Genomic DNA, 23,724 nt, shown 5'->3' with positions numbered 1-23,724 from the left:
GTCAGGACTCCGCGACCGCCGAGGCGAGGATGCGCTGCCAGGCCGCGAGCTGCGTCTCGATCACGGTCTGGTCGGCGACGACCGAGACCTCGGTCGCCTCGCCGGGGGCGAAGACGACGGCGTCCGCCAGCGGCCCGAGCCGCGCGGCGAGCGCGGCCAGCAGATCTTCCGGCCCGCTCACCCGCACGGCGGCGTGCTGGGGATCGGCGAGGAGGCGCTGCAGCGCCGCGCCGAGCTCGGTCACCGCCCGCCGGCGCAGGGCCTCGGTGAGGACCGGCTCGAGCAGCCGCGCGATGCGCCCGGTCAGCTCGGCATCGAGGGCGCGCAGCGCTGCCGCGAAGCCCGAGGCCAGCGCCTCCGCCTCGCTCTCGCTCCAGCGCGTCCGCGCCTCGGCGAAGCGGGTCTCGAAGGCCGCGCGCTCGGCCGCGAGCGCGGCCTCGGCCTCGGCCCGGCCCTCGGCGAGCCCCTGCTCGCGGCCCCGCGCCTCGGCCTCGGCGATCAGCGCCGCGGGGTCCTCGGCCGGCGCGGGCTCGGGCTCGGGCGCCGCCGGCGCGGCCTGGCGCTTGAGCCCGGCCCAGGGGTTGGCGAAGGGATCGGATGCGGGCGCCCGTCCGCCCGCCGCGACCTGCGCGGCCGGCGGCGCGGAGAGCGGGGCGACCGGGGGGAGGCCGAGCGGCGCCGCCCCGAGCGGAAGCGCGGGCGCCTGGGGCGGCACGATCCGCGCCGGATGCGGGAGGGAGCGGGTCAGGGCGTCGGAGAAATCGGGCAGGAAACTCGCGAGGATCGCACTCACAGGGCGGGTTCCTCACGCATCAGCCAGCGCTTCAGGATGGCCGCGACCTGCTCCTCGTCGAGGTCGATCATCTGCTCCAGCCGCTTCTGCGGCGAGCGCTCCATCTTCTCGGCCATGTCCTCGATCAGGCTCGCCATCGCGGAGGGGGCGGCGAGCTGGGGCGCCTCGGGGGCGCCGGGCCCCGCCAGGGCCGCCTCGCCCGGCGCCGCGGGTCCGCCGAGCGCCGGATTCCCGGCGGCCTCGAGGGCGGCGACCTCGGTCTGGGCCGTCTCCGGCACCGCCAGGATCGCGCGCAGCGCCGGGCGCAGGCCGAACCAGATCAGCAGGGCGGCGACGACGAGGATCGTCGCGGCGTTGATGAGCGTGCCGGACTGGCGCAGCATCACGTCGGTGATGCTGAGCGGGGCCACCGGCTCCAGCGCCTGCCCGTCGTTGACGAAGCCGACGGCGGCCACCTTCACGTTGTCGCCGCGATCCTTGCTGAAGCCTGCGGCCGAGCCGACGAGCTGCTCGATCTCGGCGATCTGCGCCTCGACGCTGGTGCCCTTGCCGTCCGGGCCGGCGAGCGCCGCGAGGCGCGAGCGGTTGACCAGCACCGCGACCGAGAGATGGCGGATGGCGTAGCCGTCGCTCACCGTCTGGATGGTCTTCTGCGAGATCTCGTAGTTGGTGAGATCCTCCTTCTTGGAGGTCTCGTTGCTCGAGGTGTCGTTGCCGTCCGAGCGCGTGCGCTGGTCGGGCAGGTTCTGCTGGGCGCTGGTGGGGCGCTGGGCCGAGCGGTTCTGCGCGTTCTCGTTCTCGCGCACCGAGCGGGTCGAGCGCTCCACCCGCTGGTCGGGGTTGTAGATCGTCTCGTTGGTGCTCGTCTTGTCGGTGTTGAGCTGCGTCGCGACGCTGACCTCGAAGTTGCCCACGCCGAGATAGGGCGTCAGCGTGCGGCGGATGTTGTCCTGCACCTCGCGGCTGACGACCTTCTCCAGGCTCGCCATCTTGCCCGTGGGGGCCGCGCTCGCGTCGTCGCCCGACAGCAGCAGCGTGCCGTCCGAGCCGATCACCGTGACGCGGTCGGGCTTCATCCCGGGGATCGCCGAGGCGACGAGGTGGCGGATCGCCTGGGCGCCGCTGACGTCGTCGGCGGGCTCGGTGCGCACCACCACGGAGGCCGACGGGGGCTGCTGGTCGCGCCGGAACGAGCCGCGATCGGGCAGGACGATGTGGACGCGGGCGGCGCGCACGCCCTTCATGCCCTGGATGGTGCGGGCGATCTCGCCCTCGAGGGCGCGCACCCGCGTCACCTCCTGCATGAACGAGGTCATGCCGAGCGAGCCCAGGTCGTTGAACAGCTCGTAGCCCGATTTCGAGCTCTGCGGCAGGCCCTTCTCGGCCAGCAGCATGCGGGCCTGGGCGGTGTTGCCGTAGGCGACGAGCACCGCCGAGCCGTCGGCGCTGACGTCGAAGGGGATGCCGGAATCCTTGAGCACGCCGCCGATGCGCGCCACGTCCTCGCGGGACAGGCCCGTGTAGAGCGTCTCCTGCGCCGGGCGGCTCAGGTAATAGGCGCCGAGGCCGACCGCCAGGAAGACCACGAGCCCGATCAGCCCGAGCGCGACGAGCCTGCGCGCGCCGAGATCGACGATGTTGCTCCACAGCCTTTCGGCTTGCTCGCGACCGGACATCCCTGGACCAACCCTGCTTCCGACGAGATCCTGTTCGGACACCCATCTTGCGGGTCAGCCTTGCGCGGGGATTGCGTGGCGCGATCGCGAGCCCGGAGCCGGCCTCCGGCGCGCCGCCTCAGGCGGCCCGAACCCCGGCGAGGAAGCGCGCCACCTCGGCCCGCAGGTGGTCGGACTGGCGCGACAGCTCGGAGGCCGAGGCCAGCGTCCCCGTGGCCGCCGCCCCGGTCCCCTCGGCCGCGTTGGCGACGCCCGCGATGGTGCGCGTGACGTCGGTGGTGCCGACGGAGGCCTGCGCGACGTTGCGCACGATCTCCTGGGTCGCCGCGCCCTGCTCCTCCACCGCCGCCGCGATCGCCGAGGCGGTCGCGTCGATCTCCCGGATGCGTGCGGTGATCCCGCCGATCGCCTGCACGGCCTGCCCGGTCGCACCCTGGATCTGCCCGATCTGGGACGAGATCTCCTCGGTGGCGCGCGCCGTCTGGGCGGCGAGCTCCTTGACCTCGGCAGCGACCACCGCGAATCCGCGGCCCGCCTCGCCGGCGCGCGCCGCCTCGATGGTGGCGTTCAGCGCCAGCAGGTTGGTCTGGCCGGCGATGGAGGAGATCAGGCTCACCACGTCGCCGATCTTGGTGACGGCGCCGCTCAGGTCCAGCACCAGCGCTCCGGTGCGGTCGGCGTCCGCGACCGCGCGCCGGGCGAGGTCGGCCGAGCCGGAGACCTGCCGGCCGATCTCCTGGACGGAGACGCCGAGTTCCTCCGCCGCCGCCGCCACGGTGTTGACGTTGGAGGCGGCCTCCTCGGCCGCCGCCGCCACGGTGGTCGATTGCGCCGCCGTCTCGGAGGCGGTCGTCGTCATCGTGCCGGCCGTGGCCTGGAGCGCGCTCGCCGAGGCCGAGACCTGGCCGACGATGCCGCCCACCACCGCCTCGAACCCGTCCGCCATCCGGTGCGCGGCGGCCCTGCGCTCGACCTCGGCCGCGTGCTCGAGCGCGGCCTGCTCGGCGCGCAGGCGCTCGGCCTCGGCGAGGCCGTCGCGGAAGGTCGCGAGGGTCGCCGCCATGGCGCCGATCTCGTTGCGCGCCTGCGCGTAGGGGATCGCGGCGTCGAGGCGCCCGGCCGAGATCGCCTGCATCGCCCGGGTGATGCGGTCGATCGGGCGGCAGATCCCGAGGAGCACGTAGACGATCCCGCCGATGCCCATCGCGGTGGCGAGCGCCAGGGTCAGGCTCGTCACGAACACGGCGCTCCCGAAATTCTCGGCGGCCGCGGCGACCGCGGCCTCGCTTCCGCGGATGTTCAGGGCGGCATCCGCCGTGATCTCCGCCGCCGCCGCCTCGAACGAGGCGCGCGAGTGGGCGAAGGCCGCGCTCACAGCAGCTCTGTCGCCGGCGCGGGCCGCGGCCTGGAGGCTCGACCGCTCGGCCTGGTTGGCGTCGAGGCTCCGGATGGCCTGCTTCCAGAGGGCGGTTTCCTCGCTGCTCGAGATCAGCGGCTCGTAGGTGCGGATCGCGGCCTGCAGCGCCTCCTGCCGCTCGGCCGCGATGGCCATCAGCTCGGCGATGGGCTCGCTTCCGAGGCTCATGCGGGCATCGACCAGGCGCAGGTTGGCCAGGGCGTACTTTATGTCACCGAGAGCGCGGATGCTCGGCATCCAGTTCGTGCCGATCTCGACCGTGCTGGCGTTGACGAGGCGGATCCGGTTCAGGGCCAGGAGTCCTTGTCCGGCCAGCGCCGCGAGCAGGAGGGTCATGACGCCGATCAGCGTCGTCTTGAGGGTGAGGCGCATGGATCGTTCCGCGCGAAGAAGTTGCCGCCCATCCTGCTGCGAGCACGGCTGAGCGCGTCCCAGGTCGTTCCGGGAACCTTCGCGTTATGCCGCCGGACAGTAAATCTTTTCTCAATGAGCAATCTTCGCCGGCCTCGCGCCCTCGAAACGGGGCGGTATATCAGTATTGCCGCTAGGCCCCGTCAAATGTTCAATACTCAGTTGTAGGTCTTCGAAGCGCGCGCCAAAATTGCAGTCTGCCGCCCGCGCGGGTCCGGCCCGGCATCCCGTCCGACGACGGGGGGCTTCAGGGCGCCCCCGTCAGAAGAACGAGCGCACCAGCCCGCTCACCAGCAGGTTCCATCCGTCGATCAGGATGAAGAACAGCACCTTGAACGGCAGCGAGATCACGGTCGGCGGCAGCATCATCATGCCCATCGACATCACGATGGTCGAGACGATGATGTCGATCACGAGGAATGGCAGCGCGATCAGGAAGCCGATCTCGAAGCCCCGCCGCAGTTCCGAGATCATGAAGGCCGGGATCAGGATGCGCAGGTCGATCTTCTCGCCCGATTCGGCCTTCGGGAAGTTGCGGCTCGCCAGATCCGAGAAGGTCTGCAGGTCCTTCGGCCGGACCTGCCCCGCCATGAACTCGCGGAACGGATCGACGATCTTGCCGAAGGCCTCCTCCTCGCCGATCCGGTTCTCCTGGAGCGGGCGCACCCCCTCGTTCCAGGCCCGGTCGAAGGTCGGAGCCATGACGTAGAGGGTCATGAACAGCGACAGGCTGACGAGGAAGATGTTGGCGGGCGTGCTCTGGAGCCCGAGGCCCGAGCGCAGGAACGAGAAGGCCACGGCGAAGCGCGTGAAGCTCGTCACCATGACGAGGATGCCGGGCGCCAGCGACAGCACCGTGAGCAGGGCGACGAGCTGGAGGATGCGGCCCGAGGCCGCCCCGTTGCCGGCCGGCAGCAGGGCGTCGAGCCCCGGCACGCCGGTGACGCCGCCGCCCGCCGCGCCCTGCGCCTGGGCCGCGCCCGCGGCGAGGAGCCCCGCTGCGAGCAGCGCGGCGCCGGCGACCAGCCGGGACCGGGCGGCGCTCACTGGACCACCAGGGATTCGACGATGAGCTCGCGCACGCCGCCCTTGGTGCGCAGCGCCACGCGCTCGTTCAGGTCCTCGCGCAGGTGCTGCAGCCCGCTCGCGCCCTCGATCTGGGCCATCGAGACGGTGCGCAGGTAGGCGATCACGTCGGCGCGGATCTCCGCGATGCTGACATCGGGATTGGGGAGCGTGCCGGGCTTGAACACGACCGAGGATTCGAGCCGCACCCAGGAATCGGCGGGCTCGGAGAGGTTCGTCACCACGGAGCCGACGCTGCGCAGGGTGAGGTCGCCGCTATAGGCGAGCACCTTGACGGCCTTGTCCTCCTCGTCGCGCTTCTTGAGGTCGACCGCCTTCTCGACGGACGAGAGCAGGTAGACGCCGAGCGCGCCGCCCGTGCCGACGGCCACCAGGGTGACGAGGGCGAGCGCCCCGATCCAGCCCTTGCCGCCCGTCTTCCCGCCAGCGCCGTCCGCCGATCCCGCCATGGCCTCGTGTTCCTTCAGGACCCGTGGGGGCCGCTGCCTTCGGGCTCCTGTGTGGGGCCCCTGGCTTGCGGGAGCCTGTCCTCCCGCAAGCCCCGGCGTCAGAAGGGCGCCACGGTCTCGAAGATCTGCTGGCCGAGGGTCGGGCCCTGCACGTCGGTGAGACGGCCGCGCCCGCCGTAGGAGATCCGCGCCTCGGCGATCTTGTCGTAGTCGATGGTGTTCTTGCGCGAGATGTCGCGCGGGCGCACGATCCCGGCGACGTTGAGCACCCGGACCTCGTTGTTCACCCGCACCTCCTGCGAGCCCGAGATCAGCACGTTGCCGTTGGGCAGCGTCTCGGTGACCACGGCGGCGACGGAGAGGCTCAGCGATTCCTTGCGGTCGATCGAGCCCTGGCCCTTGGTCTCGGTGCCCGAGCGGATGCCCGTGTCGGCCGTGGCCGAATCTTTCAGCCCCGAGACGCCGTAGCCGAAATCGAAGCCGAGGCTCGATTTCTGGCTGCGCGAGCGGTCGCTGGCGTTGTCGAACTGCGCCTTGTCGTTGATCGCGATGTTGACGGTGATGACGTCGCCGACGTTGCGGGCGCGGGGGTCCTGGAACAGCTCGGAGCTGCCCGGCGCCCAGGTCGAGTGGTAGCCCGAGCGCGGACCCAGCGCCCCGAAGGTCACGGGCAGCGGCTCGCGCGGGGCGGAGAGCCCGGTCCCGATCGGCGTCAGGACCGGCGGACGCCCGAGCTCGTCGAGGCGGCTCTGGCAGGCGCCGAGATGGGGGCCGAGCACGGCGCAGAGCAGCGCGGCGGCGATCCGGGGGCGGGTCACGATCGGTCGTCCTTTCGGGTGTCGTCGCGCCGGGCCTCGCTCGCCTTGCGGCCGAGTTCCGACATCTTGCGGGCGAGCCCGGCGGCGCGGGCCGCCTCCATCTCGGCCAGGATGGCGCTCGCCGCGCGGGCGTTCAGCTTGGTCAGGATCGCGGCGGCCGCGTCCTCCGGCATGGTGGCGAGCTGCGGCGCGGCGGCGTCCGGGCGCATCTTGGCGTAGAGCGCCACCACCGATTCGTCGGCCTTGGCGAGGAAGGCCTCGCGGCGGCGCATCCAGGTCTCGTACTCCGCCCGCTTCTCCTCGAGCTTCTGGATGCGGGCCTCGACCTCGCGCTCCAGGCTCGCGAGCTGCTCCTTCTGCCAGGCGAAGCGGGCATCGGCGGCCGCGTCCGCGATGTTGGCGCAGTAGCCGGCCTTGGCCGGCTCCTTGACGAAGTCCTGGGCGCTCACCGGCTTCTGCGCGTCGCGGGCCGCGATCGCCCTGAGCGCCGCCTCCTTGGCCGCGTCCGCGCCCGGATCGCCGCCGCCGGCCGCCAGGGCGGCCGTGCCGAGCGCCACCCAGAGGGCGAGGGAGATCCCGATCCTCATTGCACCACGAGCTCCGCCTGGAGGGCCCCCGCGGTCTTCACCGCCTGCAGGATCGCGATGATGTCGGTGGGCTTCAGCCCGACCGAGTTGAGGCCGCGCACGAGCGTCTGCAGGTCGGAGCCGGCTAGGATCGCGAGCTTGCCCTGCTCCTCCCGGGCCGAGACCTCGGTGCGCGGGACCACCGTGGTCTCGCCGCGCGAGAACGGCGCGGGCTGCGAGACCTCGGGCGTCTCCGTCACCCGCACCGTGAGGTTGCCGTGGGTGACGGCCACCGTGGAGATCTGGACGTTGCGGCCGATCACCACCGTGCCGGTGCGCTGGTCGACGACCACGCGGGCGGGCACGTCGGGCTGGATCGTCAGGTCGCCGATCTCGGCCACCAGCCGGGTCTGGCTGGCGTCGCGGCCGCGCAGGATCACCACCGAGCGCTGGTCGCGCGGGGTGGCGATGCGGCGGTGGAAGCGGGCGATCGACCAGGCGTTGATCGCGTCGGCGACCAGGGTGGCGGTCTTGAAGTCGGGGTTCTTGAGCTCGAAGATCAGCTCCGGCAGGTCGCGGAAGGTGCCCGGCACCTCGCGCTCGATCAGGGCCCCGTTCGGGATGCGGCCGGCGGTGGGCACGCCCTGCGTCAGCTGCTCGCCCTGGCCCTGGACGGTGAAGCCCGAGACCGCGAGCGGTCCCTGCGCGGCGGCGTAGACGAGGCCGTCGCCGCCGGTGAGCGGGGTCATCAGCAGGGTGCCGCCCTTGAGCGAGGTGGCGTCGCCGAGCGAGGTCACCGTGACGTCGATGCGCGAGCCGGTGCCGGTGTAGGGCGGCAGGTCGGCCGTCACCATCACGGCGGCGATGTTGCGGGTGCGCAGGCGCGCGTCGCGCACGTTGATGCCGAGCCGGTCGAGCAGCGATTGCAGCGACTGCTCGGTGAACTGCGCGTTGCGCAGGGTGTCGCCGCTGCCCTGCAGGCCGGTGACGAGGCCGTAGCCGAAGAGCTGGTTGTCGCGCACGCCCTTCAGGGTGGCGATGTCCTTGATCCGGGTGCCGGCCGCGGCCGGCCGCGCCAGGCCCAGGGTCGCGACGAGGGCGGCCACGAGCGCCAGGGCGAGGAGCGGCAGCAGCCGGCGCATCGCGGGGGCCGTCTCTCGGGCGCCCATCACTGGCCGATCTTGATGCGGCCGTCGGCCATCACCGTGCCCAGCACGATGCGGCCCGTATCGGTGTTGCGCACCCGGATCAGCTCGCCGAGGCCGCCGTTCTGGAGGGGGGAGCCCACCGTGGTGATGATCAGGCCGTTCTCCTCGAAGATCATCTGCGTGGGGGCGCCGCGGCTGACGAGGCGGGGATCGTCGATCGCGTTCACCGGCACCGGCTCGCCCGGCAGCAGCATCCGGCGGGCGCTGCGCCCGACGATCGCCATCGGGGCGTCGATCACGGCGGCCCGGGCCCGGTAGCTCGCCGGGTAGGCCTGCATCCGCAGCATCGTGTCCTTGATGGTGTCGCCGATGTAGATCGTCACCGTCGGCACCGGCAGCAGGATCTCGTCGGGGCCCGCGGCGAGCGGGCCGGCCGCCGGCTGCAGCGCCGACGGGCCGGCGACGGGCGACGTGGCCGGCACGCCCGCGAGGAGCGCGGCGAGGAGGGCGGCCGGGGCGAGGCGGAGAGCTGTGCGGGCCATGATGTTCGCGCCGTGTGACTGGCGACGCGCCCGGGAAGCGGACGCGCGGCGGGGGCGGCCCGCCGCATCCGCGCCGGGCCGTCGTCTGGTCGTGCGTTGGGTCTCGCGAGCGGGCCAGAGGCCGGTTCGGGCGCTCAGCGGATACCCTTGGAGACCGTGCCGGCCATCTCGTCGGCGGCCTGGATCACCTTCGAGTTCATCTCGAAGGAGCGCTGGGCCGTGATCAGGCTGGTGATCTCCTTGACGGGATCGACGTTCGAGCCCTCGAGATAGCCCTGCTGGATCTTGCCGAAGCTCGGATCCCCCGCGACGCCGACGACCGGCGGGCCGGAGGCCGGGGTCTCGCGGTAGAGGCCGTTGCCGAGGGGATCGAGCCCCGCCTCGTTGGCGAAGTTGGCGAGGGTGATCTGGCCGACGTTCTGGGGCGTGACCTGCCCGTCGATCGAGGCGAAGACCTGGCCGGACTGGTTGATGGTGATCGCGGTGGCGTTGGTCGGCAGGGTGATCGCCGGATCGACCGCGTAGCCCTCGAGCGTCACGAGCTGGCCGGTGGCGTTCTTGTTGAACGAGCCGGCCCGCGTGTAGTTGATCTCGCCGTTGGGGCTGGTGATCTGGAAGTAGCCGCGCCCGTTGACGGCGAGGTCGAGCTGGTTCCCGGTCTGGGCGAGCGAACCCTGCCGGTGCAGGTTGCGGATCGCCGCCGCCCGCACGCCGAGGCCGAGCATCGCGCCCTCGGGCACCGGCTCCTGGCCCGCTTGGTTCGGCACCCCCTGCAGGCGCTCGGCCTGGTAGAGCAGGTCGGTGAACTCCGCCCGCGCGCCCTTGAACCCGGTGGTGTTCAGGTTGGCGATGTTGTTGGCGATGACTTCGAGGTTGAGCTGCTGGGCGGACATGCCCGTGGCGGCGATCGCAAGCGCTCTCATCGTCGTGGCTCCTCAGATCGCCATGCGGCTCAGTTCGAGATAGGCGGCCACGACCTTGTCGCGGATCGAGACGGCGGTCTGCAGGCTCTGCTCGGCGGACATCACCGCCTCGACCACCTGCTGCGCGCTGGCCTTGCCCTGGATGCCGGCGATCGAGGCCGCCTCGCCCGCCCGCACCGAGTCGCGCACGCCCGTGGCGAGCTGCGCCATGATGTCGGAGAAGTCCGTGGGGCTCGACGGGGCGGCGCCCGCGAGCCCGGTCAGGCCGGCGAACCCGGTCTTCTGGATCGCGGCCGCCTCGGGCCGCGCGAGGCTGACGGTGGTCGCGGCCTTGTCGAAGGCCGACAGCGATGCGAGTGCCTCGATCATCGGGTCTCTCAGGTCTTCAGGAGGTCGATCACGCTGGCCACCATGGCGCGGGCCTGCTTGATCACCTGGAGGTTGGCCTCGTAGGAGCGGTTGGCCTCGCGCATGTCGGCCATCTCCACGAGCATGTTCACGTTCGGCAGCTTCACGGTGCCGTTGGCATCCGCCGCCGGGTTGCCGGGGTCGTGCTCGGTGCGGAACGGGGCGGTGTCGGCGCCGATGTCGGAGACGCGGACCGAGGCCGCGCCGAGGGCCCGGTCGAGCTCGGCCCGGAAGGTCACGGTCTTGCGCGTGTAGGGGTTCGCGCCCGGCTCGGTCCCGGTCGACTGGGCGTTGGCGAGGTTCTCGGAGACCACGCGCATGCGCAGCGACTGCGCTTCGAGCCCGGCGCTGGCGAGGCGCGAGGCGGAGAGCAGGGGGTCGATCATGCCCCGCCCTTCACGGCGAGCATCAGCATCCGGTGGAAGGACTTGACGATGCCGGTGTTGAGGTTGTGCTCGCGCGAGACGTCGCTGGCCTTGAGCATCTCCTGCTCCAGGCTCACCGCGCTGGCGGTCTGGAGCACGTCCCAGCCGTCGCGGGCCGGCACCGTCTTCACCGGCACGCCGGTGCCCTCGGTGCCCGCATGGGCGGTGGCGGTGGTGGCGAGCTCGATCCCGGTGCGGGCGAGCACCTGGGCGAAGGGGGTCACGTCGCGGGCCTTGTAGTCCGGGGTGTTGGCGTTCGCGACGTTGCCCGCGATGGTCGATTGGCGCACCGCGAGGTAGCGGGCCTGCTGCGAGGCGAGATCGAACAGATAAACGCCGTTCATGCTGTGCTCCCCTCGCGCGCCACGGATCGGAGACTCACGCGGAGCCGTCCTCTGCTATGGGGTGTAGGTCCGCAATCTTGCACGAGGCTGGCGCCCGCCGGGCCCGTGCGCGCCCCTCCGAGACCGACGAGCCGCGATCCCGACGATGACGCAGCAGGGGCCGATTCAGGATGCCACGGACGATGCCGGCGGCTGGCTGCGCCCGCGCGCGGCGCGCTACGCGGGCGGGGCCGGCGCGGGCGGGCGCGCGGGCGAGCACGCGGTCGCGGCCAAGAACCGCTGGGCGCGGGTGCTCCTCGAGTTCCGCGACCTCGTGCCGGAGACGTGGTGGAGCCTCGGATTTCGCCTCGCCTGGGACGGGGCGGAGGCGGCGGGCCACACCCTCGACTTCGCCCTGGCGGGCTTCGACTTCCTCGCCCGCGACGGCTCCAGCCTCGACGTCGAGAGCGTGCCGGGTCTGGTCCGCACCCTGCCCGACCCGCACGGCGCCTGGATCCCGGGGCCGGCCTACCTGCCCGAGGGCTCCGCCGGGGGACGCGCCGCGGGGATCCGCCTCGCCTTCCGGGTGCCGGCGGGCGCCCGCGGCCTGACGCTGGGCCTGCGCTCCTGGCGCAACACCGAGACCTTCTGGATCTCCGAGCTGCGGCTGCGCCGGGGCGCGGCGGATCCGGACCGGCCGGATCGCCGCCGCCGCCTCGGGCCCGAGCCCCGGCTGGTCCGCCACGCCCTCGTCCCGGGCGTCGGGCTGGTGCTGCGCGGGCAGATCCATGCCGAGCGGCCGGACGAGCACGCCGCGCGCGCCGGCGTGCTCTACCGGGACGGCTTCGGCGCACCGATTCCTCCGCCCTATCCGGGTCTGATATCGGTGCCCGATCTCGGCGCCTCGGTGAACCTCGCGGCGGTGCCCCAGGCCCGCCGCTTCACCCTGTCCCTGCGCCCGCCGACCGGCGCCGCCGCGGTGGAACTCGGCTTCCGCACCTGGCAGGAGGCCGGCGACGCGCTCCCGGAGGTGGACCTCGTCGCCGCGCCCGAGGTGGCGCTGGAGGAGGAGATCCGCCTGGAGGCGCTCTGCGGCGACGACCTCCTCGACGCCCCCGCCTTCCTCGCGCGGCTCCTCGACCGGCTCGGGCAGGATCCCGAGGCGCCCGTGGGCTGGACGGCCGCCGCCCCGGCCGCGGTTCTCGCCCGCGCCCGCGCCCTCCGGCAGGGCCCCGAGAAGCCGGTGCGGCGCGAGGCCGGGGGCCGCCCGCTCCTGCGCCTCGCAGGCCTCCCGGACTGGCCGCTGCCCGAGGTGCCGGACTGGCGGGAGGACCCGTTCCGCTCGGTGCCCTGGCGCCTGGAGTATCAGGCCCTCGCCTGGCTCGCCGCCCTGCCCGACGAGGCCGCCGCGCTCGCCGCCGCGTGGTCCGCCGCCAATCCGTGGGGCCAGCCCGCCGACCCGCTGAGCCTGCACCCGGCGGCCTTGACCGCGCGGGCCGAGACGCTGGCCGGCCTCGCCGCGAACGGCACGGTCCTGTGCGCCGAGACGGTGCGGCACGGGCTCGCGCTGGCCGAGATCGTCGGCCAGAACGCATTCGGGCGCTCGCTCCACGGCCTCCAGGCGGGCGCGGCGCTCCTCGTGATCGCCCGCGCCCTGCCCGGGCAGCCGCTCGCGCCGTACTGGGCCTCGCTCGCCCGCGCCAGCCTCGCCGAGAGCGTCGCCGCCCTCGTCGGCCCGGACGGCACGATGACCGAACCCGGCCCGCACCGGCGCCTGGAGATCCTCGGGCTCGGGCAGGCGCTGGCCGAGGCACTGGCCGAGGCGGAGCCGGGCCCGGACATCGCCGCCCGGGTCGCCGCCGCCCTCCCTCCCCTCGCCGCGCTCCTCGATCCCGGCGGCCGGCTGCCGGCCTTCGGGGACGCGATGCCGGGTCTCGACGAGGCCGCCTGGATCGGCCGGCTCGCCGCGGCGCCCGCCCGGCCCCTCGTCGCCGAGCGCCAGGGCCCGCGGGCGCCGGACCCCGCGCCCGTCGACACCCTGGCGTTCCGCGCCGACGCGGTCGGGCGCGGCTGGGGCCATTTCGCCTGCACCTTCGCGGCGACGGCGCCGCACGGCCACGCCGATTGCACCAGCTTCGTCCTCGCCTGCGAGGGGGTGCGCTGGATCGTGGAGGGCGGCGGCGGCGAGGGCGTCGATCCGGGCCCGGCCCGCCACTACCTGCTCTCGGCCCGCGCCCACAACGTGGCGATCCCGGACGGGCGCGAGCCGATGGCGGGCCTCGGGCGCTACGGCGGCAGCCTGCGGCTCGAGGGCGCCACCGCCCACCGGATCGCCACCTCCGTGCACGGGCCGGACTACGCCCATGCCCGGATCTTCGTGCTCGCCGACGACCTCGACGGGATCGCGGTGATCGACCGCTTCGCGGCCGGCCGCCCGGTGGCGTTCGAGACCCTGCTGCACCTCGCTCCCGAGGCGGTGGTCGCCCTGTCGGGGCCGCGCCGGGCGCTGGCGCAGCAGGGCGCGCGGCGCATCGGCCTCGTGCCCTGGGCCGAGGCCGGGCGGAGCGCGGGCCTCGAGATCGTCAACGGCCGGGCCGACCCGCCCGGCGCGGTGCAGGGCTTCGTCGCCGGCCCCCGGGGGCTCCAGCCCGCGAGCACCCTGCGCGCCCTCTTCACGGGCGAGGGCACGGTCTGCGGCGGCATCCTGATCACCGCCGACATCACCGTGGAGGAGCGCCTGCTGCGGCTGCTGGCGAGCCCCGCGATGGCGGAGTTCCTGGCGGGCGGGTGAGCGCCGGGGCACGGCATCGCCGCAGCCGGGCTGCCCGAGCATCCGCGACGCGGCGAAGCCGAATCTCAACCGGTCGCGAGAGGCGAACAGGTCGCGGACCGCGATGGACGGCGTCATCCGCCACGCGATCTCGCGCCAGACCGTCGTCCCGCTGGCGGCAGGGCCCCGCTCGCCGTGGAGCCCAGGGCCCTGCGCTCGGCCCCGTTCCCGGATGCTCCGGCGTGTCGAAATCCTCGACCGGCCGGGCGACCCGTCGGCCGGTCGATCTCGGAACGGGCTCAGGCGGGCTTGTGCGCCGTCTCCGCGAGGCCGAGCTCGCCGCGGAACAGGGCCTCCATTTCGCGGCGGACCCGGATCGCCTGGCTGCCCGCGTCGTACGCGACGTCGCTCCAGCGCACGGCTCGGCCGGCCGGGACGTCGCGCGTGAGCACCATGTCGTGGGCCAGCCCGATCGGCAGGGCGTCCTGGCGCAGGGCCTCGGAGGCCGGCATCAGCTTGCCGTAGACGGTGAAGCCGCCCTCGCCGTCGAGCCGCTCACCGGCCCGCAGGGCCCGCTTGGCGGTCGCCGCCACGTCGCCGCGCCAGTCGCTGGTGGCACCCGTCGCCTCGCCCCGGCAGGCGATCGAGGCGACGGAGATGCCGAGTTCCAGGCCGATGAGGTGATAGGGCTTGTAGGTCGCGGCGTAGCGCCCGGTGCTGTCCGTCTTCAGCCCGTACTGCGCGAAGCAGTCCTGCACGTAGGGGCTCGGCGCCTCGAACACCGCGTAGACACCCCACCGCAGGTCGCGGAAGACCGGCCGACCGTCGCGCTCCAGGGAGGAGACGACCTCGACGGTGCCGCGCTCGGCCAGGATGCCGCCCTCGGCCACGGGACGGAGCAGGTTCGGCAGGTCGTCGACGCCGCAGGCCGGGAAGGCCAGCCCGTCACGCGGGGGAGTGAGACCGCAGGCATTGGCGACCGCCGCCATCTCCAGGGACGACTTGGTCCCGTCGAGGAAGGAGTTGAACATCTGGGCGTTGAAGTCGCCGCCCGCGACTTGGCTCTCGCTGAAGCCGTAGTGACCCCAGACCGTGTCGGGCGTCGAGGCGTGATAGGCGGGCAGGTACTTCGTGCCCTTGCCGGCGCAGATCACCTCCAGGCCGATCGTGCGCGCCCAGTCGACGAGCTCGGCGATCAGGGCGGGCTGGTCGCCCGACGCCATGGTGTAGACGATGCCGGCCTCGGCGGCGCGACGCGCGAGCAGCGGCCCGGCCAGCACGTCGGCCTCGACGTTGACCATCACGATGTGCTTGCGGTGGTCACAGGCCCTGAGCGCGTGATGGATGCCGGCCGCGGGGCTACCGGTCGCATCGATCACGATGTCGACGTGCGGGCTCGCGATCATCGCGTCCGCGTCGTCGGTGACGAAGGTCGTCCCGGCCCGGGCGGCGTCTTCCATCCCGGTCGCGGCGAAGCGGGCCTCGTCCCAGCCGACACGCCGCAGCGAGAGGCGGGCCCGGTCGGGGGAGAGGTCGGCGACCGCGACGAGGTGGATGCCGGGCGTGCGCGGCACCTGCGAGAGGTACATCGAGCCGAACTTGCCGGCGCCGATCAACCCGACGCGGACCGGCCGGCCTTCGTGGGCACGGCGCTGCAATTTCGAAAACAATGACATGGTCCGTCCTCCCTGGTCTGCCGGCGGGCGGGTCTGGATCCGCCTTCCCGTCCGGCCTGCTGGCGCGCGTCCAGAATTATCCGTCGCGGGTCTGCAAGCCCACGCGACGGTTCACAAACGCGCCGCGCAGAAAACCTCAGGCCTGAGGCGGACCGGGACGATCCGCCGGTCTCGACCGCCGTCACGCAGCCGGACGCGATGCGCGGCATCGGGCCGTGCAGGCCGCAGCATCGCATGGCGCGCGGCGATCCGTACCGGATCGCCGCTCTGCCGGAGGCGGTGCGCCCCGTGCCCTCCGGCTGGCCGATCGCGCGGGACGAGGGGCGCGATCGGCCTCCGGTGACGCCGCGTCGCGGAATGTCCGCCGGAGGCGTACGTGGTCCTCTGGATGACCGCATGACGGGGCCGCGCGGACGTGCGGCAGGCTTGGATCCCAGCCTGATCGGTCAGGCCATCCGTGGCCCGCGACGGTCGACAGACAGGCGGCCGCGGAGAGGTCCGACGACCCGGTGCGGGTCTCCGGCGACGCGACGCGACACGGCGGACGGTCGAGGCAGGGCAGCGCGAAGGTCGGCTCGCGCGGCGGCCCGGGCGCGACCGTCCCCGGTACCGGACGTGCCGGGCGGTCGATGACGGACGGCGCCGACATCCGCCCGCACCCCCGGCACGGTGCCGCAGGGCACCCAAGCCCGCTCCCGCCCCTACGACCGCACCTCGCGCTTGGCGACGAAGTTCATCTCGTCCACCAGCACGTCCTTGACCACGTCGGCGCCGAGGCGCTCGTTGACCTTGGCGCGGACCTCGGCGAGGCGCTTGGTGATGTCGTACTTGGCGAGCTTGCGGAAATCGAGGCTCGGATCGGCGTAGATCTGCCGGAAGGCTTCGTCGACCACGAACGCGTTCGGCGGCACCGGCAGGGTGTGCATCAACTTGGCATCCGCGGTGAACACCAGCACGGTGATGACGTAACCCTGGACCTTGCCTTCGGCGATCATCGGAATGTTGATCGGTGCGAGCTTCTGGTACTGGAGACCCTCGAGATAGGGCTCGGTCTTCTTGGAGAACAGCCCGCCGCCCCAGGTCACCGCGCCGTAGCAGGACCCGATGGTGACGGCGCAGATCCACAATCCGGTGATCAGGACCCTCACGGCCGCCCGCCCCAGGCGGCGTAGGTGCCGTCCGAATCCGCGCCGAGGGCCGCCTCGGCCATCGTGTCGCCGATCTCCTGCACCGCGCGCAGGTGCATGGCGACGACCTCCTGGTTGCGCACGAGCTTGTCGCGCAGGCGCGCGAGCACGATCGCGGTGGTGGCGTCGATGGAATCGGTCTCGAGGCCGCGGGTGAGGCGGGTGAGTTCCAGCAGGCTCTGGCTCTTGGCCCGGTTGATCGCGGCATGGTCGAGGGGCCGGTTGGCGGCGAGCGCCTCGGTCTCGGTCTCGACCGTGGCCTCGAGCCGCTTGAGGGAGGCGAGCAGCATCGGCCTAGCTCCGGCTCGCCGCGGCGGGCCGCACCGCCGTCGCGTCTGAGACGGGCGCCGCGCCGGTCGCCGCCCCCGGCGCCGGGTGGGCCGCGCCCAGCATCCGGGCGATGCCGATGCCGCCGGCCTTGGAGATCTGCTCCCCGATCTTGTCGGCGAGCATCGACTTCCAGATCCCGCCCGCGTTGCCCTTGCCGAACACGGCCTCGGACTTCTCGGGCATCATCGCCTCGACGAATTGCTGCAGGACGAGGCCCTCGAACTTCTTGTAGGGGTCGCTCGCGCCGCCCGTGCCCTTGCCGGCCACCTGCGTCTGGTTCTGCAGGGCGGTCAGCGTGCCGCGGGCGTCGAGAGGCATGTGGAGCGAGAGCCCGGCCGCGCGCGCCGCGTCGGTGAAGGCCGCCGGGTCGCCCGGCACGGAGAGCTTGGCCGTGGCCTCCTGGTAGCGGGCCGGATCGGCGGCGCGGGCCACGTCCATCACGATGTCGGAGGGCGGGGTGATGCTCATCGGGCGGCTCTCCTCGGCACCGGATGGGGGATGCTGGGAGAGTCCCTAGCCCGCGTGGCTTACGGGAGGCTTGCGTCCCGGCGGGGCTGGCCCAGCGTGTCGAGGCGGTCGATCGCCTCCCGGCGCTCGAGCTCGACCCGGTGCGCGCGGGCGAGGCGGTCGGCCTGCGCCTCGGCCCGCTTCTCGGCGAGCCCGCTCTCGCGCAGCGCCTCGGCCCGGCGCGCGGTCTCGGCCTCGGCCTCGGTCGCCTCCGCCGCGAGGCCGCGCAGGCGCCGCGTCGCGGCCTGGAGCAGGAGGTGCCCGAACGCTCCCGTCGCGACCGAGGCGAGCAGCGCCGTGCGGTCGGCCTCGATGCGGGCCGCCGCGTCGCGCGCGGCCGCGAGGTCCATCTCGGCGACGCGGCGCATCTGCTCCTGCACGTCCATCAGGCGCCGGGCGCGCAGGAGGCGCTTGTCCTTCATCGCCTCAGCCCTTGCGCAGCCAGGCGGCGTAGCCCTGCAGGTACTGCATCAGCATCTCGCCGGAGAGGTAGTAGAGCAGCAGCAACCCGCCGCCCATCACGAACGGCGTGGCGATGAAGTACACCGGGATCGTCGGGGTGAGCTTGTTCACGAAGCCCGCCGCGAGGTTGACGGTGATCGCGTAGATCACGAACGGCGCGGTGATGCGCAGGCCGAGGGTGAAGGCGTCGGCGACCTGATCGACCACGCGCACCAGCGTGTCCTGCGTGCCGATCCCCTCCCCGGGCGGGATCCGCGCGTAGGATTCGACGAGCCCGCGGAACAGCTCCCAGTGCAGACCGGAGGCGAACAGCAGCACCGTCGCGGTGAGCAGGATCAACGCCTCGACCGCCGGCACCGGGTCGGTGCCCTCGACCGGGGCGCCCGGCATGCTGCCGAACCCGACCATGACCGAAGCCGCGTTCGTCACCGTCTCCAGCACGATCAGGAAGACGCGCCCGAGGAAGCCGATCAGCAGCCCCGTCAGGGTCTCGCTGCCGATGAACACCAGGGTGTCGGTCGGCGCCTGGCCGGCGATCCGGCCCTGGAACAGCGGCAGCAGCAGCGGCGAGAGCGCGAGCGAGACCGAGCCCGCGATGAGGAGGCGCACCTGCTGGGGCACGCGCGGGCTCGAGAAGCCCGGCACCACGAGGAGGCAGCCGCCGATCCGGCAGAAGATCAGGAAGACCGCGAGGATCGTGTCGGGGACGGCCGCGAGCATGGCGCGCTCAACTGACCGTGCCGAGCGCCTTGATCTCGACGCCCCGCGCGATCTCCAGGTGCGAGAGCACCGGCAGGGTCGGGAACAGGCGCTCGACGATCATCCGCACGTAGGGCCGCGCGTCCGGCGCCGTGACCAGGGCGAAGCTGTGCACCTGCTTCATCCGCTCGCGGATCGCGGCGGCCGCCTCGGTGCCGAACTGCTCGACGAGGCGCGGATCGATGTCGAACTCGATGACCTCGCCCTTGGCGTCCCGCTTGAGGCTCTGGTGGAAGGAGAGGTCCCAGTTGGCCCCGAGCCGGAGCACGCTGAGGATTCCGTTCTCGGCGAGGTCGCCGCAGATCTGCTGGGCGATGCGCATGCGGACGTGCTCGGCGATCTGCTCGGCGCGCCGCGCATGCGGGGTGATCTCGGCCACCGCCTCCAGGATCAGGTGCAGGTTGCGGATCGAGACCCGCTCCGAGAGCAGGAGCTTGAGCACCGCCTGCAGGCCCGAATGCGAGATCTGCGACGGGCAGATCTCGTCGAGCAGGCGCTTGTACTCGGGGTCGAGCCGGTCGAGCAGGCCGCGCATATCCTTGTAGGAGAGGAATTGCGGCAGGTTGTTGCGGATCACCTCGGAGAGGTGGGTCAGCAGCACGGAGGCGCCGTCGATCGGCTCGAAGCCCGAGCGGCGCACCTCGGGAGCGTAGGAATCCATCACCCAGAGGGCCTTCATGCCGAAGGCCGGCTCGCGCACCTCGTCGCTCGGCACGTCGGGCTTGGGCCCGTCGCCTACCACCACGAGCATCTCGCCGGGACGCATCTCCTGCGTCGCCACCACGGTGCCGTGGATCAGGATCTGGTAGCTCTTGGGCGGCAGGGCGAGGCTGTCGGTGAGCTTGATGTCGGGCACGACGAAGCCGTACTGGCGCGCGAACTTGCGCCGCATCTTGGCCACCCGGTGGCTCATCTCGGCGTGGCTCGGCTGGATCTGGGCCGAGACCTGGCGGCCGAGGATCAGCTCGATCTCCGGCGTCCGCAGCGAGTCCTTGAGGGATTCCTTGGTCGTCGCGGCGGCCTTCTCCTCGGCCTCCGCCGCGCTCTTGGCCTCGGCCAGGGCCTGGCGCGCGGCGGCCCGCCTGGGGATCACGTAGGCGATGAAGCCCATCAGGCCCGAGAGCGCGATGAAGGGTAGGAACGGCAGGCCCGGCACCAGGGCGAACAGGAACATCAGCGCGGCGGCGACCGTGAGCGCGCGCGGATAGGCGCCGAGCTGGCCCATCACCGCCTGCTCGGCGGTGCCGCGCGTCCCGCCCTTCGAGACGAGGAGGCCCGCCGCCAGCGAGACGATCAGCGCCGGGATCTGCGAGACGAGGCCGTCGCCGACCGAGAGCTTGGTGAAGACGTCGGCCGCCTGACCCAGCGGCATGCCGTGCCGCGTGGTGCCGATGATGATGCCGCCGAACACGTTGACGGCGATGACGATGAGCGAGGCCACCGCCTCGCCGCGCACGAATTTCGAGGCGCCGTCCATCGAGCCGAAGAAGGCCGATTCCTCCTCGAGCTCCCGGCGGCGCTGCTGGGCCTGCTTGTCGTCGATCAACCCGGCGTTGAGATCGGCGTCGATCGCCATCTGCTTGCCCGGGATCGCGTCGAGGGTGAAGCGGGCGCCCACCTCCGCGATGCGGGTCGCGCCCTTGGTGATGACCAGGAAGTTCACGGTGATCAGGATCACGAAGACCACGATCCCGATCACGAAGTCGCCGCTCATCACGAACTGCGAGAAGCCCTGGATGACGTGGCCGGCGGCGTCGACGCCCTTCTGGCCGTTGGCCAGGATCAGCCGCGTCGTGGCGATGCTGAGCGCGAGGCGCAGCAGCGTCGCGATGAGCAGCACGGTCGGGAAAGCGGAGAACTCGAGGGGCTTCTGGATCCAGAGCGCCACCATCAGGATCAGCACGGAGAGCGCGATCGACAGCGCCAGCCCGATATCGAGCAGCACCGCCGGGACGGGCAGGAACAGCACCGCCAGGATCGCGACGATGCCCGCCGCGAACCCGAAGTCGCGCCGGGATTTCTGCTCCACGACGAGCGCGCCGCTCACCGCCATCGAGGCTCCCTCCGGTCGCGGCGCGCGCTGCGCCGCGTCTCACGAAGGGGTTTGGCGTCTCAAGCTTGTGCGAGGATGGGCCCGCGCCGGGCGCCCGCCCGCGGCCGCGGGGGCGGCCCCGTCAGAACCCGGTGGCGATGCGCCCGTAGGTCATCTCGGCGAAGGCGTAGATCTGCGCGCCCACGAAGGTGCCGGTGACGAGGAGCACCAGCAGGATCACCACGATCTTGGGCACGAAGGTCAGGGTCGATTCCTGCACCTGGGTCAGGGCCTGCAGCAGCGCGATGCCGATGCCGACGACCATCGCGGCCCCGACGGAGGGGCCGGCGGCGACGAGCACCGTCCAGATCGCGGCGCGCACGAGTTCGAGGGCGTCGACCTCGTTCATGACCTTACTCCGCCCGACGGGTGCCGCCCAAGGCTCTCGGATGCGGGGATACGACGGCCGGGCCCGGCGCGAAAGGCGCGCGCTCCGGTCAGGAGACCGAGATCCCGGAGCCGAGGAGCAGGCTCTGGCCGTTGGTCATGGTGGCGAGCGCCCCGTCGCCCGTCACCTTCACGGACTGGACGATGCCGGAGACCGTGCCGTCGGCGGAGGTGACGGTGCGGCCGATGATGGCGTCGGCCTGGTCGAGGAAGCTCGAGGACAGGATCGAGTCGAGCTTCTTGTTGGTCTGGGTCACCTGCTCGACCTGCGACAGCGTCGCGAGCTGGCTGACATACTCCGTCGAATCCATCGGCTTCGTCGGGTCCTGGTTCTGGAGCTGCGTCATGAACAGCGTCAGGAAGGTCTCGGCGTTGAGCTTCGAAGCGACCGAGCTCGTGGTCTTGGCCGCGGCGGCGGCGGCCCCGCTGGCGGTGGTCGATGTGGCGCTGGTGACGTCCATGGCGGTCAGGCTTCCGGTTCGGGGATCGGGGCGGCGCGGACGACCGCGGCGTTCGCCGCGAGGGCCGCGGCCGGGCGGCGGTGCCGGGCCTCGACGCGCACGGGCGGGCTCGGGCGGCGCGCCGGGGCCTCCGGTGCGGGCCGCGGCGGGGTGCCGGGCGGCGCGACGGCCGGCTCGGCCAAGGTCTCGGCCAAGGGGTTGGCCAAATGTTCGGCCAAGGGCTCGCCGAGCAGCAGGGCGCTCTCGGCCGGGTAGAGGCCCCGGATGGTCTTGAGCGCGTCGAAGGGGCGCCCGGCCGCGAGCTGGGCCTCGGCGGCGGCCAGCCCCTGGCGGATCGCGTCCGAGCCGGTCAGCGCCAGGATGCCCGCCTGCAGGCTGGCGTAGAGGCTGCGCGCCGGCCCGGCATTGGCCGGGTCGATCAGCATGGTCTGCGCCGCGAAGTAGAGCTGGCGCAGGGGCGTCGTCGCCTCGTCCGCCTGAAGGACGTGGGCCTCCAGCAGGAAGGTCGCGTCATTGAGGAGCTCGATCCCGACCTTGCGGTCGACGCGCAGCACCGCACCGTTGATGTAGACGCGCTCCCCCGGACGCAGCGACAGGCGCATGGTCCGGCTCACTGCAATCCGTCGCGGATCGAGGTGTTGACCGCGATGAGCGCCGCGAGGCTGCGATCGGGCACGCGCAGGACCTCGCCGACCTCGCGCATGTTCCAGACGCCGATCTGGACGAGGTCGTCGCGCAGGCCCTGGGGCAGGCCGTTCTCCGGATCGAGGAGGTCGGCGATCAGGACGTTCCAGAGGTCCTGCACGGCCCCGACCGCCTGCGTGCGCTCGCTGCCGCCGGCCCGGCGCGCCTCGACATCGCGCAGGAGCCCCAGCGCCCGGTCGAAGGCCTCCCGCTCGCGCTTGCGCGCCGTGTCGGGAGCGTCCTCGAGAATCTCCGAATAGGAAAACCGATACATCGTGGGGCGGTGCCTCGTTGCGATGTCATGGGCCCGTCGTCGGGCGGTTCAGGTCTCGGGTGCCGCGTTCAGGAGAGGAACGAGACGAGGCTGAGCTGACGCAGCTGGCTGGTCAGCGCGTAGGACATCTGGATCTGCGTGGTCAGGGCGTCGACGCGGGTCTTGGCCTCGGCCGGATCGACCGATTCGAGGCGCGTCACCTCGCGCGCGAGCAGGGTCTTCTGCGAATCCATCCGGGTGTTGGCCTCGGTGATGCGCGCCTGCGAGCGGCCGAGATCGGACTGGATCGAGACGAGCCCGCTGCTCGCCCGGCTCAGCATCCCCATCACCCCCTCGGTCGCGGTCTGCTGCGCCTCCGCCGACAGGCTCGCGAGCCCCGTCCCCGCCCCGATCGCGTAGGCCATGGCGAGGGTGCGGACGGAGTCCGTGTTGGCGCTCGTCGAGGTGGTGACGCTCTCGCTGAGCGAGATCCGGCTGGTGATCGGCGTGCTCGACGCGTGCGACCACGCGCTCCAGCCGGCCGGCGAGAACAGGGCCGCGACCGGACCGTCGAGGAAGCCCTGCATCTGCGCGGCCGTGATGGAGGCCGCGCCCGCGCTGCCCGGAGCGACACTGAAGTACTGGCTGAAGGCCAGGGCGACCGCATCCCTGGCGCCGGCGAGCGCCGCGGTGTCGATCGGCGGCGTCGTGGTGTTCGTTCCGCCGAAGACGTACTGCCCGCCCGCCGAGGCGTTGAGCCCGGCGCCGAGCGCTGCGAGCGCGCTCTGCGCGGTGTCGGCCAGCGATTGCGCCCGCTGAAGCAGCGGCAGGCCGGTGAGGGTCTTCAGCATCGTGTCGGCGCCGCCCTGCATCTGCCCGAGGGCCGCCTGGCTGGTGCCGAGGCGCAGAGCGGCGACCCCGTTGCTGTCGGTGAGGGCCGAGAGCGTGTCGGTCTGCTGGCGCAGGCCGATGCTGCGGCCGACATCCGCGCCGAGGGCGAGACCGATATCGGCGTGGCGTCCGCTCACGATCTCGGCGTTCGCCTGGGCCAGCGCGTTCTGGAGCCGCGGCAGGCCGCTGCGCGGGGCGTTCCAGAGGTTGAGGCTTGAGATGAAGTTCGTGGTCATCATGGCCGGGCTCTCGAAAGTGCTGTTCGCCGAAGTGGCCGCCG

Annotated in this window: 25 protein-coding genes and 1 pseudogene; 1 reads left to right on the top strand and 25 read right to left on the bottom strand. The window is 72.6% G+C overall.

Translation table 11 applies throughout. The features are described 5' to 3' along the window. Position 1: 1 nt before the first annotated feature. The 13 genes from ACS5RC_RS15605 to flgB all read right to left on the bottom strand — a co-directional run bounded on the left by ACS5RC_RS15605 (position 2) and on the right by flgB (position 11,006). A complete protein-coding gene (locus ACS5RC_RS15605; RefSeq protein WP_478344803.1) occupies positions 2–793 on the bottom strand; it encodes a hypothetical protein in 792 nt (263 codons plus the stop codon). Further along, positions 790–2,469, bottom strand: coding sequence for a flagellar basal-body MS-ring/collar protein FliF (gene fliF / locus ACS5RC_RS15600; protein WP_478344802.1), 1,680 nt, complete (start codon positions 2,467–2,469; stop codon positions 790–792). The genes ACS5RC_RS15605 and fliF overlap by 4 nt, the downstream gene beginning before the upstream one ends. A gap of 118 nt (positions 2,470–2,587) precedes the next feature. Beyond that, on the bottom strand, positions 2,588–4,258 hold the full coding sequence (locus ACS5RC_RS15595) for a methyl-accepting chemotaxis protein (protein WP_478344801.1): 1,671 nt from the start codon (positions 4,256–4,258) through the stop codon (positions 2,588–2,590). Positions 4,259–4,558: 300 nt separating this feature from the next. Then, a complete protein-coding gene (gene fliP / locus ACS5RC_RS15590; protein ID WP_478344800.1) occupies positions 4,559–5,344 on the bottom strand; it encodes a flagellar type III secretion system pore protein FliP in 786 nt (261 codons plus the stop codon). Beyond that, positions 5,341–5,832 (bottom strand): flagellar basal body-associated FliL family protein, encoded by a 492-nt coding sequence (locus ACS5RC_RS15585; RefSeq protein WP_478344799.1) that lies wholly within the window; start codon positions 5,830–5,832, stop codon positions 5,341–5,343. Before ACS5RC_RS15585 ends, fliP begins: the two co-directional genes overlap by 4 nt. 98 nt (positions 5,833–5,930) lie before the next feature. Further along, positions 5,931–6,653 (bottom strand): flagellar basal body L-ring protein FlgH, encoded by a 723-nt coding sequence (gene flgH, locus ACS5RC_RS15580; protein WP_478345099.1) that lies wholly within the window; start codon positions 6,651–6,653, stop codon positions 5,931–5,933. Then, on the bottom strand, positions 6,647–7,237 hold the full coding sequence (locus ACS5RC_RS15575; protein ID WP_478344798.1) for a MotE family protein: 591 nt from the start codon (positions 7,235–7,237) through the stop codon (positions 6,647–6,649). The genes flgH and ACS5RC_RS15575 overlap by 7 nt, the downstream gene beginning before the upstream one ends. After that, positions 7,234–8,358: a flagellar basal body P-ring protein FlgI gene (gene flgI / locus ACS5RC_RS15570; RefSeq protein ID WP_478345098.1), complete on the bottom strand. Its 1,125-nt coding sequence runs from the start codon at positions 8,356–8,358 to the stop codon at positions 7,234–7,236. Before flgI ends, ACS5RC_RS15575 begins: the two co-directional genes overlap by 4 nt. 26 nt (positions 8,359–8,384) lie before the next feature. Then, positions 8,385–8,906, bottom strand: a complete 522-nt coding sequence (flgA, locus tag ACS5RC_RS15565; RefSeq protein ID WP_478344797.1) for a flagellar basal body P-ring formation chaperone FlgA — start codon at positions 8,904–8,906, stop codon at positions 8,385–8,387. Positions 8,907–9,040: 134 nt separating this feature from the next. Then, positions 9,041–9,829, bottom strand: coding sequence for a flagellar basal-body rod protein FlgG (gene flgG / locus ACS5RC_RS15560; protein WP_478344796.1), 789 nt, complete (start codon positions 9,827–9,829; stop codon positions 9,041–9,043). 12 nt (positions 9,830–9,841) lie between these two features. Then, on the bottom strand, positions 9,842–10,198 hold the full coding sequence (gene fliE, locus ACS5RC_RS15555; protein ID WP_478344795.1) for a flagellar hook-basal body complex protein FliE: 357 nt from the start codon (positions 10,196–10,198) through the stop codon (positions 9,842–9,844). A gap of 8 nt (positions 10,199–10,206) precedes the next feature. Continuing rightward, positions 10,207–10,623, bottom strand: coding sequence for a flagellar basal body rod protein FlgC (gene flgC / locus ACS5RC_RS15550; RefSeq protein WP_478344794.1), 417 nt, complete (start codon positions 10,621–10,623; stop codon positions 10,207–10,209). Then, positions 10,620–11,006: a flagellar basal body rod protein FlgB gene (gene flgB, locus ACS5RC_RS15545; RefSeq protein ID WP_478344793.1), complete on the bottom strand. Its 387-nt coding sequence runs from the start codon at positions 11,004–11,006 to the stop codon at positions 10,620–10,622. Before flgB ends, flgC begins: the two co-directional genes overlap by 4 nt. A 145-nt stretch (positions 11,007–11,151) precedes the next feature. Between flgB and ACS5RC_RS15540 the strand changes: the two genes are divergently transcribed. Then, positions 11,152–13,776 (top strand): heparinase II/III domain-containing protein, encoded by a 2,625-nt coding sequence (locus tag ACS5RC_RS15540; protein WP_478344792.1) that lies wholly within the window; start codon positions 11,152–11,154, stop codon positions 13,774–13,776. A 278-nt stretch (positions 13,777–14,054) separates the two neighbouring features. Here the strand turns inward: ACS5RC_RS15540 and ACS5RC_RS15535 are convergent, their stop codons facing one another. The 12 genes and pseudogenes from ACS5RC_RS15535 to ACS5RC_RS15480 all read right to left on the bottom strand — a co-directional run bounded on the left by ACS5RC_RS15535 (position 14,055) and on the right by ACS5RC_RS15480 (position 23,683). Further along, entirely contained in the window at positions 14,055–15,431 is a 1,377-nt protein-coding gene (locus ACS5RC_RS15535; protein ID WP_478344791.1) for an NAD(P)H-dependent oxidoreductase, read from the bottom strand. A gap of 701 nt (positions 15,432–16,132) precedes the next feature. After that, a complete protein-coding gene (locus ACS5RC_RS15530; RefSeq protein WP_478344790.1) occupies positions 16,133–16,579 on the bottom strand; it encodes a hypothetical protein in 447 nt (148 codons plus the stop codon). Further along, positions 16,576–16,908: a flagellar protein FlgN gene (locus tag ACS5RC_RS15525; protein WP_478344789.1), complete on the bottom strand. Its 333-nt coding sequence runs from the start codon at positions 16,906–16,908 to the stop codon at positions 16,576–16,578. The genes ACS5RC_RS15530 and ACS5RC_RS15525 overlap by 4 nt, the downstream gene beginning before the upstream one ends. A 4-nt stretch (positions 16,909–16,912) precedes the next feature. Then, positions 16,913–17,416: a rod-binding protein gene (locus tag ACS5RC_RS15520; protein WP_478344788.1), complete on the bottom strand. Its 504-nt coding sequence runs from the start codon at positions 17,414–17,416 to the stop codon at positions 16,913–16,915. Positions 17,417–17,475: 59 nt separating this feature from the next. Next, positions 17,476–17,877 (bottom strand): hypothetical protein, encoded by a 402-nt coding sequence (locus ACS5RC_RS15515; RefSeq protein ID WP_478344787.1) that lies wholly within the window; start codon positions 17,875–17,877, stop codon positions 17,476–17,478. A gap of 4 nt (positions 17,878–17,881) precedes the next feature. After that, positions 17,882–18,637 carry a flagellar biosynthesis protein FliR gene (fliR, locus tag ACS5RC_RS15510; RefSeq protein WP_478344786.1) on the bottom strand — a complete coding sequence of 252 codons (756 nt, stop codon included), beginning with the start codon at positions 18,635–18,637 and terminating at the stop codon, positions 17,882–17,884. A 7-nt stretch (positions 18,638–18,644) separates the two neighbouring features. After that, positions 18,645–20,729 carry a flagellar biosynthesis protein FlhA gene (gene flhA / locus ACS5RC_RS15505; RefSeq protein WP_478344785.1) on the bottom strand — a complete coding sequence of 695 codons (2,085 nt, stop codon included), beginning with the start codon at positions 20,727–20,729 and terminating at the stop codon, positions 18,645–18,647. 121 nt (positions 20,730–20,850) lie between these two features. Beyond that, on the bottom strand, positions 20,851–21,117 hold the full coding sequence (gene fliQ / locus ACS5RC_RS15500) for a flagellar biosynthesis protein FliQ (protein WP_478344784.1): 267 nt from the start codon (positions 21,115–21,117) through the stop codon (positions 20,851–20,853). 88 nt (positions 21,118–21,205) lie between these two features. Continuing rightward, positions 21,206–21,616, bottom strand: a complete 411-nt coding sequence (gene flgD, locus ACS5RC_RS15495) for a flagellar hook assembly protein FlgD (RefSeq protein WP_478344783.1) — start codon at positions 21,614–21,616, stop codon at positions 21,206–21,208. Between the two features lie 236 nt (positions 21,617–21,852). Beyond that, positions 21,853–22,218: pseudogene (gene flbT, locus ACS5RC_RS15490) on the bottom strand (flagellar biosynthesis repressor FlbT); the annotation flags it as partial. Between the two features lie 8 nt (positions 22,219–22,226). Next, a complete protein-coding gene (flaF, locus tag ACS5RC_RS15485) occupies positions 22,227–22,574 on the bottom strand; it encodes a flagellar biosynthesis regulator FlaF (protein WP_478344782.1) in 348 nt (115 codons plus the stop codon). Between the two features lie 68 nt (positions 22,575–22,642). Then, positions 22,643–23,683, bottom strand: a complete 1,041-nt coding sequence (locus ACS5RC_RS15480) for a flagellar hook-associated family protein (protein ID WP_478344781.1) — start codon at positions 23,681–23,683, stop codon at positions 22,643–22,645. Positions 23,684–23,724: the final 41 nt, after the last annotated feature.

The sequence above is a fragment of the Methylobacterium sp. HJ2 genome, assembly GCF_056431005.1.
The sequence above is the reverse complement of the archived record's forward strand: the minus strand, read 5'-3'. Positions and strand labels throughout refer to the sequence as shown.

Bases quoted from the DNA above. Each gene is read 5' to 3' on its own strand.
- fliF (WP_478344802.1), bottom strand. From the start codon at position 2,469: ATGTCCGGTCGCGAGCAAGCCGAAAGGCTGTGGAGCAACATCGTCGAT.
- ACS5RC_RS15595 (WP_478344801.1), bottom strand. From the start codon at position 4,258: ATGCGCCTCACCCTCAAGACGACGCTGATCGGCGTCATGACCCTCCTG.
- ACS5RC_RS15585 (WP_478344799.1), bottom strand. From the start codon at position 5,832: ATGGCGGGATCGGCGGACGGCGCTGGCGGGAAGACGGGCGGCAAGGGC.
- ACS5RC_RS15575 (WP_478344798.1), bottom strand. From the start codon at position 7,237: ATGAGGATCGGGATCTCCCTCGCCCTCTGGGTGGCGCTCGGCACGGCC.
- flgI (WP_478345098.1), bottom strand. From the start codon at position 8,358: ATGCGCCGGCTGCTGCCGCTCCTCGCCCTGGCGCTCGTGGCCGCCCTC.
- flgA (WP_478344797.1), bottom strand. From the start codon at position 8,906: ATGGCCCGCACAGCTCTCCGCCTCGCCCCGGCCGCCCTCCTCGCCGCG.
- flgG (WP_478344796.1), bottom strand. From the start codon at position 9,829: ATGAGAGCGCTTGCGATCGCCGCCACGGGCATGTCCGCCCAGCAGCTC.
- fliE (WP_478344795.1), bottom strand. From the start codon at position 10,198: ATGATCGAGGCACTCGCATCGCTGTCGGCCTTCGACAAGGCCGCGACC.
- flgC (WP_478344794.1), bottom strand. From the start codon at position 10,623: ATGATCGACCCCCTGCTCTCCGCCTCGCGCCTCGCCAGCGCCGGGCTC.
- flgB (WP_478344793.1), bottom strand. From the start codon at position 11,006: ATGAACGGCGTTTATCTGTTCGATCTCGCCTCGCAGCAGGCCCGCTAC.
- ACS5RC_RS15540 (WP_478344792.1), top strand. From the start codon at position 11,152: ATGACGCAGCAGGGGCCGATTCAGGATGCCACGGACGATGCCGGCGGC.
- ACS5RC_RS15535 (WP_478344791.1), bottom strand. From the start codon at position 15,431: ATGTCATTGTTTTCGAAATTGCAGCGCCGTGCCCACGAAGGCCGGCCG.
- ACS5RC_RS15525 (WP_478344789.1), bottom strand. From the start codon at position 16,908: ATGCTGCTCGCCTCCCTCAAGCGGCTCGAGGCCACGGTCGAGACCGAG.
- ACS5RC_RS15520 (WP_478344788.1), bottom strand. From the start codon at position 17,416: ATGAGCATCACCCCGCCCTCCGACATCGTGATGGACGTGGCCCGCGCC.
- ACS5RC_RS15515 (WP_478344787.1), bottom strand. From the start codon at position 17,877: ATGAAGGACAAGCGCCTCCTGCGCGCCCGGCGCCTGATGGACGTGCAG.
- fliR (WP_478344786.1), bottom strand. From the start codon at position 18,637: ATGCTCGCGGCCGTCCCCGACACGATCCTCGCGGTCTTCCTGATCTTC.
- flhA (WP_478344785.1), bottom strand. From the start codon at position 20,729: ATGGCGGTGAGCGGCGCGCTCGTCGTGGAGCAGAAATCCCGGCGCGAC.
- fliQ (WP_478344784.1), bottom strand. From the start codon at position 21,117: ATGAACGAGGTCGACGCCCTCGAACTCGTGCGCGCCGCGATCTGGACG.
- flgD (WP_478344783.1), bottom strand. From the start codon at position 21,616: ATGGACGTCACCAGCGCCACATCGACCACCGCCAGCGGGGCCGCCGCC.
- flaF (WP_478344782.1), bottom strand. From the start codon at position 22,574: ATGTATCGGTTTTCCTATTCGGAGATTCTCGAGGACGCTCCCGACACG.
- ACS5RC_RS15480 (WP_478344781.1), bottom strand. From the start codon at position 23,683: ATGATGACCACGAACTTCATCTCAAGCCTCAACCTCTGGAACGCCCCG.